This is a genomic window from Streptomyces sp. 796.1, assembly GCF_047525675.1.
Taxonomy (GTDB): domain Bacteria; phylum Actinomycetota; class Actinomycetes; order Streptomycetales; family Streptomycetaceae; genus Streptomyces.
This window is the reverse complement of record NZ_JBLIWA010000028.1, coordinates 95534-108929: the sequence shown is the minus strand read 5'-3', so window position 1 is coordinate 108929 and position 13396 is coordinate 95534. Positions and strand designations below refer to the sequence as shown.

Annotated in this window: 10 protein-coding genes and 1 pseudogene; 2 read left to right on the top strand and 9 right to left on the bottom strand. The window is 75.9% G+C overall.

Annotation, left to right across the window (positions count from 1 at the left end; translation table 11 throughout):
* From ACMA1D_RS19980 to ACMA1D_RS19945, 8 genes and pseudogenes are all read right to left on the bottom strand, one after another.
* A pseudogene (locus tag ACMA1D_RS19980) lies at positions 1–521 on the bottom strand (hypothetical protein); the annotation flags it as partial.
* An 87-nt stretch (positions 522–608) separates the two neighbouring features.
* Positions 609–2618: a serine/threonine-protein kinase gene (locus tag ACMA1D_RS19975; RefSeq protein ID WP_414725365.1), complete on the bottom strand. Its 2010-nt coding sequence runs from the start codon at positions 2616–2618 to the stop codon at positions 609–611.
* 54 nt (positions 2619–2672) lie between these two features.
* Positions 2673–3746: a serine hydrolase domain-containing protein gene (locus ACMA1D_RS19970; RefSeq protein WP_414725364.1), complete on the bottom strand. Its 1074-nt coding sequence runs from the start codon at positions 3744–3746 to the stop codon at positions 2673–2675.
* 623 nt (positions 3747–4369) lie between these two features.
* On the bottom strand, positions 4370–5311 hold the full coding sequence (locus ACMA1D_RS19965) for a DUF6895 family protein (RefSeq protein ID WP_414725363.1): 942 nt from the start codon (positions 5309–5311) through the stop codon (positions 4370–4372).
* Positions 5308–6267 carry a hypothetical protein gene (locus tag ACMA1D_RS19960; RefSeq protein WP_414725362.1) on the bottom strand — a complete coding sequence of 320 codons (960 nt, stop codon included), beginning with the start codon at positions 6265–6267 and terminating at the stop codon, positions 5308–5310. The genes ACMA1D_RS19965 and ACMA1D_RS19960 overlap by 4 nt, the downstream gene beginning before the upstream one ends.
* Positions 6264–6440, bottom strand: coding sequence for a hypothetical protein (locus ACMA1D_RS19955; RefSeq protein ID WP_349994054.1), 177 nt, complete (start codon positions 6438–6440; stop codon positions 6264–6266). The genes ACMA1D_RS19960 and ACMA1D_RS19955 overlap by 4 nt, the downstream gene beginning before the upstream one ends.
* A gap of 391 nt (positions 6441–6831) precedes the next feature.
* On the bottom strand, positions 6832–8178 hold the full coding sequence (locus tag ACMA1D_RS19950) for a M64 family metallopeptidase (RefSeq protein ID WP_414725361.1): 1347 nt from the start codon (positions 8176–8178) through the stop codon (positions 6832–6834).
* 285 nt (positions 8179–8463) lie between these two features.
* Positions 8464–9789 (bottom strand): alpha/beta fold hydrolase, encoded by a 1326-nt coding sequence (locus ACMA1D_RS19945; RefSeq protein WP_414725360.1) that lies wholly within the window; start codon positions 9787–9789, stop codon positions 8464–8466.
* Positions 9790–10158: 369 nt separating this feature from the next.
* On the opposite strand from ACMA1D_RS19945, the gene ACMA1D_RS19940 reads away from it, so the two are divergent.
* Positions 10159–11643 (top strand): helix-turn-helix domain-containing protein, encoded by a 1485-nt coding sequence (locus ACMA1D_RS19940; protein ID WP_414725359.1) that lies wholly within the window; start codon positions 10159–10161, stop codon positions 11641–11643.
* Positions 11644–11928: 285 nt separating this feature from the next.
* On the opposite strand, the gene ACMA1D_RS19935 is transcribed toward ACMA1D_RS19940, so the two are convergent.
* On the bottom strand, positions 11929–12303 hold the full coding sequence (locus ACMA1D_RS19935; protein WP_414725358.1) for an STAS domain-containing protein: 375 nt from the start codon (positions 12301–12303) through the stop codon (positions 11929–11931).
* A 475-nt stretch (positions 12304–12778) separates the two neighbouring features.
* Between ACMA1D_RS19935 and ACMA1D_RS19930 the strand changes: the two genes are divergently transcribed.
* Positions 12779–13375: an RNA polymerase sigma factor gene (locus ACMA1D_RS19930; RefSeq protein ID WP_414725357.1), complete on the top strand. Its 597-nt coding sequence runs from the start codon at positions 12779–12781 to the stop codon at positions 13373–13375.
* Positions 13376–13396 lie beyond the last annotated feature (21 nt).

The following is a 13396-nucleotide window of genomic DNA, read 5'->3' as shown; positions in this document are numbered from 1 at the left end:
GTCGCGGCGGGGGCCGCCGCATTCGACGGGGCGCCGGGGTACCCGCCGGCGGCGTCCCGGCGGCCCGGCAGGTCGGCCTGCTGCGTCGGGTCGTAGGCGTGCTGGTGGCCGCCGCCGGCCGGCTGCCCCGGTACGGGCCCGGGCGCGCTGACCCCGACGCCGTGGCCGCTGCCGCTGACGCCGCTGCTGTTGCCGTTGCCGCTGGCCTGGCCGTACGCCGCGTGGCCCGTACCCGCGCCCGCGGCGTAGGGCTGCGGCTGCGGTGCGTCGGCGGGCCGGCCGTACGCCGACTGCTGGCCGTGCGCCGACTGGTGCTGGCCCCGGCCGTCTCGCCCCTGCTCCTGCGCCGGGGCGGGGCCCGGGCGCTGACCCGCGTCGGGGCCCGTGGCGGGGCCGTGGGACGCGTCGTGCCGGGCGCCGTGGTCCGGCGCCGTACTGGGTGCGGCCGGGGGATGCGCTGCGTGCGGCGGCTGGAGCCCGTAACTCGTGGGCTCGTCCGCTCGTCCCCCATGGTTTGTCATGCCACTCATCATGACCCGCCGCGGGACGTCGCTGGCCAGCGGGCCGGGGCGGTACGCGCGATGGTGACCAAGCCGTTGCCGCGGCGGTCAGCCGGCCGCGCCGGGGCGACGGAAGGTGTCCACCAACGTCTGGAAATGCCGCTTTCCTTCGGCTTGCTGGGATATCGGGGCGGAAATCCAAATGTCATACATCTGCCCGCCCTCGTCCCAACTGAGGTCGTACGTCCGCCGGGCGCCCCCGTCGTCCTCGGCCCCGTCCCAGGTGAACTCCCACCGCGCGGCCGGGTGCCCGTTCCTGGTGGTCTCGGTGACCCGGCCGTCCCGATAGCCGTCGTAGCGCTGCGCGCCCTCGGCGTGCGCCTCGCGCATCACGCGGACCGCTCCGCGCGGGTCGAGCGACTGCGGGTGGATACCGATCCGGAACGCCCGGCCCGGCGAGTAGTAGTAGACCCGGGGCGGCTCGTACGAGCGGACGTACCCCTGGGGGATCGCGATCCGGAACCCGGCGGGGTCGGTGACCAGCTCGTACCCCTCGGGGGCGGCGGTGGGGACGGAGGCCGGACCGGTCGGCGCGCGGTCCGCGCCACCGCCCCCGCCGTGCTGCGCGCCCTCGCCCTTGCCGTCGCCTTCGCCCTTGCCGTCGTTCTCGCCCTTGCGGCTCGGGTCGCCGTCACCGTCCTGGGCGCTGGCGGAGCTGCCGCCGTCCTTGTCGAGCACGGCGACCACGCCCACGGTCAGACCGGCCAGCGCCAGCACGGCGGTACCGGCCACGGCGGCGGCCCGCCCGCGCGGCAGCGCGTCCCGCACCGTGGGCCGACTCCGCCCGGCGGCGCGGGCCGCGGCACGGCCGGTGGGGGCGGCGGAACCTGTCGGGGCGGCAGGTCCCGCCGAGGCGGCGGCTGCGGGCGGTCCTGCGGCGGGGCCCGTTGCCGCTGGCCGGCCCTGCCGTCCCGGCTGGCCCGCTGCCAGGTACGCGGCTGCCGCCGCTGGCGCTGCCGGATCGGTCGGCAGGTGGCCGGCCGGGGCGGTGTGGCCCGGGCCCGGCGGCTGCGCGGTGCGGGCGGGGCCGGCGTACCCCGTACGGCCGGGGAGCGGGGCGCCGGGATGCGGGGCGCCGTACGAGGGGGCGCCGTACGAAGAGTCTCCGTACGGCAGGCTGCCGGGCGCGGTGCCTGCGGAGGACGGACCCTCGGACGGCGATCCGGCCGCCGCCCCGGCCGACGGTGCGAACGCGGCGCCCCGCAGCGGGAAGCCGTCGTCCGAGGGCGGGTCCGCCGCGTACGCGCCGAGCAGGGCGCGGGCCCCGGCCGTCGTCAGTCGGCGGGCCGGGTCGCGGGTGAGCAGGCCGAGGATGACCGGGGCGAGCGGGCCGGCCTCGGCCGGGGCGCGTATCTCGTCGAAGACCACCGCGTGCAGCACCCCGCCGAGCGAGTCGCGCCGGAACGGGGACTCGCCGCTGACCAGCGTGCACAGCAGCACCCCGAGCGACCACAGGTCCGACTCGGGGCCGGTCCTGTGGCCCGACATCCGCTCCGGCGCGGTGTACTCGGGCGAGCCGACGAAGGTGCCCGTCTCGGTGATGGTGGTGGCGCCGGTGACCTGGGCGATGCCGAAGTCGGTGAGGACGACCCGGCCGGTGGGCGCCTCGATGAGGACGTTGGCGGGCTTGATGTCGCGGTGCAGCACGCCCCGGCCGTGCGCGGTGGCGAGCGCGTCGAGCAGCGCGAGGGCGATCCGCGCGGCCTCCCGCCGGTCGACCGGGCCCCGTTCGGCGAGCTGGTCGGCGAGCGAGCGGCCGTCCACCAACTCCATGACGATCCAGGGGCGTTCGTCCTGCTCCACCACGTCGTGCAGGACGATCACGTGCGGGTGCTTGAGCTGGGCCACGGTACGGGCCTCGCGGAGCGTGCGTTCGCGCTGCACCTGGGCGTCGAGCGCGGACAGGCCCTCGACCAGGTGCAGTTCCTTCACCGCGACCTGCCGGCCGAGGAGTTCGTCCTGCGCCCGCCAGACGGTCCCCATGCCGCCGCGGCCCAACTGCCCCACCAATCGATAACGCCCGGCGATCAGCCGGGCGTTGCCCCCGTTGCCTACCATGCGGTTCATCTTGCAACACGGCCCGTACGGGCCGGCCGGGCGGGGGCACGCCGCTTACGCGCCCTCCACACACCCTGCCGCCAACCCCCGCAACGCGCTGTACGCCTGCTGGATGAAGGCGCCGCTCAGTGCGGGTGCCCGGTTGGCCAGCGCGACCAGCGAGACACCGGCCGCGGGGCTGAACCCGGCGAACGCGGTGAAGCCGCGAGTGCCGCCCGAGTGGTGGTAGAGGTCGTGCCCGGGGCGCGGCCTGATGTTCCAGACCAGGGCCAGCCGCGCGGTGCTGCGCGGCACCACCAGGCGGGGCCTGGTCACATCGGCGAGGGCCGCGATCAGCCGGGCCGGCGCGGTGCTCGGCGCGGCGGCCGGGTCGGCCAGCGCATCGAGCAGACAGAGCAGGTCGCGGGTGGTGGAGCGGGCCGCACCCGCGCCCGGCAGGCCGGGGATCTCCCACGGCGGCCTGGCCCTGCCGTGCCAGTAGCCGGTGGCCTGCGGCAGGTCGGGGCCGCAGGTGGTGCGGCGCAGGCCGAGCGGGCGCAGCACCCGGGCGGCGAGGAGTTCACCGAAGTCGCCGTAGGCGCCGCGGCCCGGGCTCGCGGCCCTGGCCAGCAGGTGGCCGAGGAGCCCGACGCCGAAGTTGGAGTAGCGGAACCTGGTGCCCGGCCTGACCCGGGTGCGGGTGCGGCCGAGCGCGGCGAGCAGGTCCTCGGTGCGGAAGGTGCCGTACGGGTTGGTGAACCACTCGGGGGCGCCGCGCAGCAGGAAGCCGGGCGGCAGCCGGGGCAGGCCGGAAGTGTGGGTGGCCAGGTGCAGCAGCGTGATCGGGCCGCCGGGCCCCTTCGGCGCCGCGATCCGCGGCAGGAAGCGGGTGATCGGGTCCTCGTACCGCACCTCGCCGCGCGCCACCGACTCCGCGAGCAGCAGCGCGGTCAGCGGCTTGGTCAGCGAGCCGATCTCGAAGCGGGTGTCGGCGTCCACCGACCGGCCGTCGCCCCAGGCGGTTCGGCCCTCCGCGAGGAAGACCCGGTCCGCGCCGCGGCGGGCGGCGACGGCCACCCCGCTGGCCCCCGGCGCGGCGCGCAGCAGCGGCACCAACGCCTCGGTGGCCCAGGCGGGTTCGGCCCCCACCGGCGCAGGCCGCACGGGCGCGCGGCCCCGCCGTCCGCCGGGTGCCGACCCGGGGGCCGCGGGCCGCCCGTCCGTACCGGGCCGAGGCGGCTCGCGGCCCGGTACGGGGGCGGTCCCCGGCCCGTCGTGACCGGGTCGTACGGGGGCGGTCCCCGGCCCGTCGTCGCCGGGCCGGGGTGGCTGTCCGGCCGGGGGGTCCGTCGCCTTCGCCGATTCCGTCACCTTCGCCGCTTGCGTCGTCTGCGCCGCGGGCCGTACGGGAGCGTCTGCCGCCGCGGCAGGCGGCCCGGCCGCCGCACCGGCCCGTACGCCGGCCGCCCGCACCCCGGCCGACGCGGCACCGGCAGGACCAGCCGGGGCAGCAGGACCGGCAGGACCAGCAGCACCAGTCGTGGCAGCCGCAGCAGAAGGACCAGCCGCGCCGGAAGTGCCGTCAGCACCAGCGGCACCAGCCGCCGTCCCGGCCCCGCCGGACGCGCCGGACGCGCCCCGCCTGCCCCGCGCCGCACCACCGGCGCCCCGGGCCGCACCACCCGCGCCCCGCGCCGCGCCAGCGGCCTTGCCGCGCGGCGCGCCCGTACCCGTGCCCGTACCCGCGGCCTTGCGCCGCTTCCCGCCGCCGGTCACCGGCCGCTGACCGGCGCGGAGCCGCCGCCCAGGGTGCGGGAGACGGCGAGGGTGCCGGCGACGGCCGCCACCACCGCGGTGTGCTGGTGGTCCTGGAAGCGTTCGTCGGGGTCGTCGGAGACCGGGTCGCCGTCCCGCGGCAGCAGGCCGTCCGCGTGCTGCACCCGGGCCAGCAGCTCCCAGTCGGCCGCGTCGCAGTACGGGCGGTCCAGGCAGCAGCCGACGATCATCAACTCGGCCACCAGGTCCCACTGTTCGATCTCGGCCCAGATGTCGATCCACACCGGCAGCCAGGTGGCGACGTACTCGGTCAACTCCGGTGAAAGACCGGTCGGGTTGCCGCCCCAGTCGGTCAGGTGGAAGACCGTGTGGGTCAGCGAGTAGCCGGTCATCCAGTCGATCAGCCAGGGCTCCGGGGTGCCGCCGAGCCAGGTGGCGCGGGTGAGCGTGTCCCAGTCGTAGGCGTGCCTGCCCTGGTCGATGCCGACGATGCGGGCGGCGTTGGCCACCGCGAGCTTCCGGTTGGGCTGCTGTTCCAGGCCGCGCACGGTGCGCAGCCCGGTGGTGTGGGTCAGCAGCCGCTCCAGCGGCCGGTGCCGGTAGCCGACCCGGGTGAAGTGGGCGTACGTCTCCAGCGGGTCGCTCATCATCGGGTAGCGCAGCAGCCGTTCGTAGAGCATGTCGCCCTCGCGGAACTGCCGCCAGCAGTAGTCGAGCAGTTCGCGCGCGATGCGCAGTTCGGCGGTGCCGGCGGCGGCCTCGCGCAGTACGAGCGTGCCGGCCAGCGCCGTCTCGCCGAGCGGTTTGTACACGCTGTCCGGGTCGCCGAGGTCGGCGGTGGTGCCCTCGGGCAGCGCCCCGCGCTCGTGGTGGGTGTGCAGCCAGGCCAGCGCCTTGGAGCTGACCTGGTGTGCGGTCTGGGTGACGGACGCCGTCATGCGGGGAGCTCCAGTGCGAGCAGTCGGCGGGCGATGGCCAGGTCGAGCGCGAGCCGGGGCCCGCCGCCGCCCAGCAGCTCCACGTGCTCGATCAGCGGGGGCAGTTCGATGGGCAGCGGCACGCCCTCGGAGCCGAGCAGTGCCAGCCAGCGCAGGATGTGGACGGCCGTGGGGTGGTCGCGCCGCAGCAGGGCGCGGCTCGCGCCCCGGGCCAGGGCCAGCGGCGCGGCCCGGGCCGCCCGGTGCACGGCGCTGTCGAGTCCGGGCAGCGCCAGCGGCGAGAGCTGCCCCATCCGGACCGACCAGCGCTGCCAGTCGAGCCCGGCGGCCTCGGCGGCCGTGGCGGGGGCGTCGGCCGGGTAGGCGACGCCGTGCGAGCCGGCCGCGTGCAGCCGGTCCGCGGTGTACGAGCCCTCGGGCACCCGGAGCGCATCGCGGGCGCCGGCCGTGCCGTAGGCGGCGCGCAACCGTGCCTCCGACAGCAGCGGCGCGCCCTGCGGCTCCGGGGCGCGCACCGTGCCGCCGGGGGCGTCGACGATCTCGGCGACGCCGCTGGCGTCGGTCCGCACGGTGGGCGGCAGGGCGTCGCCGCCGACCTCGGCGAACCGGCCGAGCACGGCGGCCATCGCCCAGTCGCGCCAGGCGACGACCCAGGGTTCGGCGGGCCCGTCCGGCGGCGGCGTCGGCGGGTTGACGGGGGGCGGGAAGACGGTGAAGGCCATGGCGACGGCCTCGGCGTCCTGCGGATGGAAGACGCTGTCGCCCAGCAGGTACGGGGCGAAGACGTCCGCTCCTACGACGCGCAGCGCGGCCAGTGCGGCCTTGGGATCTTCCGCGCGCTCGACGTGCTCGGCGACCAGCGCCGTGCCCCCGGCGCCCCGAAGGGCACCGAGGACACGGTGTGCCAGGTCGGCCGCCGATTCGGCATAGGCCGTCTGCGACCGATCAGGGGTCACTTGTCCTTGGGCTCCTTCGGCGAAAGAAGCGCAAGAAGCAGCAGGACGCCCGCTGCCTGCGGGGTGTACATCGGCGCATCGCTGAGCGGGGCCTCGGGCTCCGTCATCAGGTGGCCGATGGCCGCCGCATCGGTCGGAGTGGCGAGAAGGGACGTGGTGTGCTGAGCAAGCATTGATTGCCTCCTCAAATAGGCGTAGTCATCGCTGTCGATGACTCCTCACGACGCCCAAATTACACCCCTTTAGTCCGATTTGCTCCCTAGCTGATTCGACGCGCCGGCATATGACCCCGACCTGCGCAATCGGCCTAGTCGCACGCCGCACGAGACGGATGCACCGTCAATTACTGAGCCCTAAAGAGAACGTTGTAAGAAAAAGGTGCCGGGCCGGCCGCGGCGGCGGTGGACCAGTCGGCCGCGGCGGGGCCGGGGCGCGGAGCGGGCGGACCCGGGGCGCAGGCGGGCCACCACTCCCCAACCCGCCCCGAATTCCCCGGGCGAGCCACCGGCCACCGCCGCTCGCACTCTCAACTCACGGGGCACACAAGGCAGTTGACCCGCAGGGTCAGCCGCGCACCCACCACGACCTGCTGTCTGTGAGCAGCGCGCGCACCGCGGGGTCGCGGACCGCGTCCGTGGTGTCGGTGGCGCGGGCCGTGATCTGGTGCCAGCGGCCCGGGCGGGCGCCGAGCGAGGCGGGCGTGACGGCCTCCTTGCCGCGCGCCGAGCGCACCTCGCGCCCGTCCACGTACCACCGCACCGACGCCGACGCCGGCACCTGGACGCGCACCCGCTGGCCCCGCGTCAGCGGCCGGTCGGTGGGCACCGTGCTGGCCAGCACGGAGGCGTGCCGGTAGAAGCCGGCGATCATCGCCTCGCGCCCCGGCAGGTTGAACTCGCGCCCCAGGGTCCGCATGATCGAGTTCTCGGTGGGGCGGTTCAGCCCGTGCGCGAAGTAGCCGCCGCCCTCGTACGCGCCGACCGTGCCGCCGTCCGGCGACTGCTGGCCGAGCCAGCGGTGCCACTTGGTGCGCTGCGCCGCCATCGCGGACGCGCTCAGCGTGCTGCTGTTGGGCTCGCCGGGCTCGGGGCCGGTGTAGGTGCTGTCCTCGTCGTAGAAGTACTCGTCGGCGAGCTTGCCGAGCGAGTGGCCCGTCTCGTGCACCGCGATCTGCCCCGAGCGCGGGTCGTCGGAGGAGACGGTGGCTATGCCGTCGTAACCGGGCCCGGAGACGACGTCGTTGTAGCCGGCGCCGCCGTACTTGGTGGAGTTGCTGACCACGATGACCAGGTCGGCCGCCGGCGCCTTCGCCGCGTACGCCTCCACCTTGTCGGTGTCCACGCACAGCAGCCGCTCCATGTCGCTGCACCAGAAGTACGAGCTCAGCGCCGTGTCCTTGACCACCGACTTGACCGGGTCGCCGGAGACGCCGGACTCGCGCGAGACCGCGTCCACCGCCCACACGTTGAACAGCCCGCGGTAGGCGTCGTACGGCGCGACGGAGGAGATCTGCTGCCACTTCGCGCGCGCCGCGGCGTGGAAGTCCTCCTGCTGGGCCGCGGTGTAGCCGTCGCCGATGACGACGACGTCGAGCTTGTCCGCGGTGGAGCCGCTCTCCACGATCGGGGTGACGTCGCCGTCCGCGGCCCGCGCCGCGGGGGCCAGCGGGGCCGCCGCCCGGGCGATGCGCTCGGGCGTGGCCGCCGGCACCTGCACGTGCCGGCCGTGGCTGCCCGGCCCGCTGAAGTACTCGACCCGGTGGGCCCGCCCGTCCCCACCGGCGCCGCCGGCCCCGCTGGACCCGTTGGCCGCGCCGGCCCCGCCGGCCGCACTCGCCGTGCCGGCCAACAGCGCCACCGCACTCACCCCGGCGACCAGCGCGGCGGTACGAACCCGGACTCGTCTGGACATACGCAGCTCCCCCAGAGCAGTAATCAACTCGTTAAGTGGAATTAAGTTGCCGCTCAACGTAGGGGTGCGGCGGGCGCCAGGCAATGGGTCGGGCGGGAGTTCGTACGGAACGACAGGTGCGGGGCGGCGCGTTACGGGATGACGGGTACGGAAGGACGGGGCGCAGGCGCCGCCCCCACCCGCCGCCCCGTCCCGCCCGCTACGCCGTCCCGCCCGGCCGCGCCCCGCCGCGCGACCCGGGACCGCGACCCGTACGGCTCCCCTCCGGACGCGCCCCTCGTACGGCTACGCCTCCCCGCGGGCCAGGCGCAGCAGTCGGTCCAGGACCGCGCTGCCGCCCGCGCGCACGCCGTCGTGCTCGTACTCGTTGGTGACCCAGGTGCGCAGGCCGCGGATGGCGGCGGCGGTGCGCAGCGCGTGCTCGGTGTCCACGAACAGGTCGTCGTGGTAGACGGCCGCGGCCACCGGCACGGTGTTGCGGGCCAGTTGCTCCGCGTCGTAGAGCGGGCCCCAGCCGGTGCGGGCGGCCAGCAGGTGCGCCGTCTCGCGCAGCGGGCGCAGCCCGGGCAGCACGTCGAGCATCCACGGGTGCACGCTCTCGCCGGTGAAGAGCACCGGGTCGCCGGCCGCGAGCGCGCCCACCGCGTCGAAGGCGGGGAACTCGGTCCGCACCCGGTGCGCCGACCAGTCGGTGGCGCGGCCGTCCTGTGCGTAGATGGCCTCGTGCAGGAGCGTGTAGAGCGGGTTGGTGGTGCGGCTGAGCACCGCGGCCACCTGCTCGCCGAAGTGGTCGCTCAGCCGCGGCCCGTCCACGGTCGGCACGAAGGCGTCCTCCAGCAGGTAGTGGAGCCGGTGCGAGCCGTCGCCGCCGCCGAGCAGGATGCCGAGCTGCTGGAACGCCTCGGGGGTGAGCACGGTGCCGTCCGGCAGCACCTCCTCGTGGTCGGCGAGGTGGCGGACGATGCGCGCCGCGGCCACCGCGTCGCCCGGGTAGCGCGCGTAGTGGGCCAGCGTCTTGTGCGCCATCCGCGGGTAGGCGGCCCGGTAGACGGCGTCCGCGTCCGCGGCGAGGTCCGGCAGCCCGCCGGTGATCAGCGCGGTCGCGATCCCCTCCGGCGCGTACGAGAGGTAGCTGACCGTGCAGAAGCCGCCGAAGCTCTGGCCGAGCACGGTCCACGGGGCACCGCCGGTGAGCCGGGCGCGGATGGCCTCGCAGTCGCGGACGATGGCGTCGGCCCGGAAGTGGGCGAGGTAGTCGGCCTGTTCGGCGGGGGTGCCGCGGAGCGGCAGGGTCTGCCGGGTGGCGGGCGTGGAGCGACCGGTGCCGCGCTGGTCGAGCAGGAGCACCCGGAACTCCTGCACGGCCCGGCCGAGCCAGCCGCCGGTGCCCACCGGCCGGTCGGCCGCGCAGCCCGGGCCGCCCTGGAGGAACAGCAGCCAGGGCAACTCGTCGCGGTCGGCGAAACGGTCGGCCGCGACCACTTCGCGGGCGTAGACCTGGAGGTGCTCGCCCTCCGGTGCCGCGTGGTCGAGCGGGAGGTCGAAGAGGTGATCAGTGAGGACCAGCCCCGGCTGGCGTACGGTCACATGGGGGGCGATCACGTTCGACATCGTTCCATCCTGACGTAAAAGAATTTGAGTAAGTGAATTTAACTCCTCGATCAAACTACCTGCGGGAGACGAGGCACGGTGGCTGACAAGAGCGCCCGGGCGGCGGGGGACGCGACCCCTGGCCGCGGCACGGGTACGGGGCGCGCCCGCACATCCGGGGACGGCGCCGGCCGTGGGCGCGGGGCGCCCGCCACGCCCTCCGCGCGCGAGGCGGAGCGACCAGCCGCCGCGGACGCGCCCGACGTGCCTCGCGCGCGGGCGGGCGCGGGACGGGCCCCCACAGCCGCGGCCGAGACCCCGCCCGAAGCCACGCCCGGGGCCCCGTCCAGAGCCGGGGCCGGGCGGCCGGGCCGGCGCCCCGTCGAGCCGATGGGCGCCGATGACGACCCGACCGCCCCGCGCGCCATCGGGCGCCGGGTGCTGCGGCTGCGCACCGCACACGGCTTCACCCAGCGCCAACTGGCCGAGCCCGCCTACACCGCCGCCTACGTCTCCACGCTGGAGGCCGGTCGGGTACGGCCGTCCGAGGCCGCGCTGCGGCACCTCGCCGAGCGGCTGGGGGTCAGCCCCGAGGAACTCGCCACCGGCCGCTCCCCGCAGGCGGCGACCGAGGTGCGGCTCGGCCTGACCGACGCCCGCCGCACCCTGGCCACCGGCGGGGCCGACGCCGCGGCCGACGCCTTCACCGCCCTGCTCGACCAGGCCGGCGAACTCGGCCTGCCGGCCGAACGCGCCACGGCCCTGATCGGGCTCGGCGACTGCGCCCTGGAGAGCGGCGAACTCGGCACCGCCAGGGAGCGGTTCGAGGCGGCCGAGCAGTTGCTCGCGGACGAGCCGCTGCCGCGCCGGGTGCCGGCCATCCGCGGCCGGGCCACCGCCCACCTGCTCGCCGGCGAGCTGCGGTACGCCTGCTACCTGCTGGAGAGCGCACTGGACGAGCTCAACGCGTCGGGGCTGCACGACCCCGGTGCGCTGCTCCTGCTGTACACCGCCTCCATCGCCCCGTACATGGACATGGGCGCGCACGCCAGGGCCGCCCAGGCCGCCGAGATGGCGCTGGCGCTGGCGCCGCGGGTCGCCGATCCGGTGCTCGTCGCCGGCATGCACCGGGGCGTGGCCCGCACGCTCATCGCCGCCGGCCGGATCGCCGAGGCGGACGCCGCCCTCGCCAAGGCCCAGGACCTCTACCAGCAGTTGCAGATCCACACCGACCTGGCGCACTGCCACTGGATGCGCGGCTACGTGCACGCCCAGGACGGCGACCTGGCCCGCGCCGAAGACGAACTCCGCATCGCCCGCACCATGCTGGAGTCCAAGCGGGCCACCCTGTTCACCGGCCAGGTCGAGGTGGAACTCGCCGACGTGCTCCGCCGCCGCGGCAAGTCCACCGAAGCCGAATCCCTGCTCCGCCCCCTCCTCACCCCCGCCCCACCGGGTGCCCCCGCGCGCGAGGACGCGGCACGAGACGGCTCCGTACGGGAGGTCTCCGCAGCGGACGGAAGCGGGGGCGCGGGCGGGCGCGGGCGCGGGGCCCCCGTGGGGACGGCCGGCGGTGGGCTGAGCGCCGAGCGGGGTGCGGTGCACGCCGGCGGGGCGCACCGGCTGCTCGGGCTGATCGCGGAGGAGCGCGGCGACACCGAGGCCGCCGAGGAGCACTACTGCGCCGCACTGTCCCTACTGGAGCGCACCGGCGCGGCCGGCGACCTCGCCGACCTGTGTCGGCTGCTCGGGGACCTGCTGCGCCGCACCGGCCGGGTCGAAGCGGCGCTGGACGCCTACCGCACCGGCCTGGGTCACCGGGCCGCCCCCGGCACCACCACCCTGGGCCCGGCCCCGGCCGGCCCCCCGGTCTGAGCCGGGGCGGCGGGAGCAGCGACGGGATGCAGCGGCAGGGCCGGTGCGGGGATCTGCGGGGGGGCCGGGCCGGCCGGCGGCGGGGTACGGGCGGGATCGCGGGGCGGGGCCAGCAGGGGGGCCAAGCAGCGGGCCGAGCGCCAGCCCGGGCGGCGGGGCCGTCGGCAGACCCAGGCACGAGGCCCGGTCGGCGCGGCCGGGCAGCGGGCCCGGCCAGGCGGTCGAGGACCAAGCCCGGTCGGCGGGCCCGGGCGTCAGGCCCGGTCGGCGGGGCCTGGCTCGGGCTCAGGCAGAGAGGGGTTCGGCGGCCTCGTCGATCGCCGTGGGGAGGTCGGGGTAGACCTCGAAGAGCCGCCGTACGCCCAGGGCGGCCAGCACCCGGTTGACGTGGGAGCCGTCCACGGCGCCCTCGGCGGGCAGTATCAGGCGCAGCCGCCCCGAACACGACCGCATCAGCCGGCGGGCCGCGATGAGCACGCCGACCCCGCTGGAGTCGCAGAACCGCACCTCGCCCAGGTCGAGCACCAGACTCCGGCGCCCCTCGGCCACCGCGTCGTGCACGTGCTGACGGACCGCGGGCGAGGTCACCAGGTCCATCTCGCCGGAGACCCGGAGCACCGCCCACCCCTCCTGTTCGACCTCCAACACCTTCAATGTCACGCGCCCGAAGCCCCTTCCTCGTCCGCCCGTCGGAATCCGCAAACCGGAATTGACTGCTCCTGGAGCGGCTGCCCCTGCGCCACGCCACGAAACCCCGGAGCACCAGCCGAACCACCCGGCTCCGTCGACCCTATGCCCCGCTACGGCACATCAGCCCCAAAAATCCGGTCACACCGCGATAACACATCGACACAACCGCACGTCAACGGCGGGTAGCCGGCACGGCGGCACGTGCCGTGCCGCACGTTCGGCGCGCACCCGCCGAATCGGCCGTACCGACGGCGCGGGCCCGTACGGCCGGCACCGCCGGCACGGACCGCGCCGGTCGTACGCACAGTGCCGATCGCCATACCATCCGCAACCACCCGGTAGGCGGACGTTGCCGCAAAGCCGCCTCGCTCTCATCGCTGCGGACTACATTCGGGGAGACGTCGGCGTACGACCGGAGACAGGCATCGGGAACGCAGGGGGCCACATGACGCAGGAGGCACCGCCTCGCTGGGACCGCAAGATGCAGCAGCGCCTCGCCCGCGGGGAGGCCGCCGCACTCGGCGAGCTCTACGACCGCTTCGCGTCCCTGGTGCACCACCTCGCGTACCGCGTCCTCGGTGAGGAGGAGGCGGCCGACCGGATCACCCGCGACGTGTTCGCGCACGTGTGGGAGAACCCGGACGCCTTCGACCCCAAGCAGAGTTCCCTGCGGTCCTGGATCGCCACGCTCACCCACCGGCAGGCCGTGTACCGGCTGCGCCAGGCCAAGACCAGCGCGGCGGCCGAGGCCGCGGGCACGGGCGACGACCCGCAGAGCGCCGAGAACGTCGAGACCTCGATCCGCAAGGCATCCGCCGCCGCCCGCGCGGACTACATCGTGACCGCCATGCCGGCCCCGCTGCGCGCCGCGCTCGAACTCGCCTACCGGGAGCGGCAGGACTACCGGCAGGCCGCCGCCGCGCTCGGGGTCACCGAGGACGAGGCCAGACGGCGCCTGCGGCTCGGCCTGCAACTGCTCTCCACGGCCAACGACGTCGCCCCGCAGGCCGTTTCGCCACCCGGTTACGGATCGGGCCGGTGAGCGGGCCCGGCGAGCCGGGCC

Coding starts and splice junctions, on each gene's coding strand:
- ACMA1D_RS19975 (WP_414725365.1), bottom strand. CDS start 2,618: ATGGTAGGCAACGGGGGCAACGCCCGGCTGATCGCCGGGCGTTATCGA.
- ACMA1D_RS19930 (WP_414725357.1), top strand. CDS start 12,779: ATGACGCAGGAGGCACCGCCTCGCTGGGACCGCAAGATGCAGCAGCGC.
- ACMA1D_RS19965 (WP_414725363.1), bottom strand. CDS start 5,311: ATGACGGCGTCCGTCACCCAGACCGCACACCAGGTCAGCTCCAAGGCG.
- ACMA1D_RS19940 (WP_414725359.1), top strand. CDS start 10,159: ATGGGCGCCGATGACGACCCGACCGCCCCGCGCGCCATCGGGCGCCGG.
- ACMA1D_RS19945 (WP_414725360.1), bottom strand. CDS start 9,789: ATGTCGAACGTGATCGCCCCCCATGTGACCGTACGCCAGCCGGGGCTG.
- ACMA1D_RS19950 (WP_414725361.1), bottom strand. CDS start 8,178: ATGTCCAGACGAGTCCGGGTTCGTACCGCCGCGCTGGTCGCCGGGGTG.
- ACMA1D_RS19955 (WP_349994054.1), bottom strand. CDS start 6,440: ATGCTTGCTCAGCACACCACGTCCCTTCTCGCCACTCCGACCGATGCG.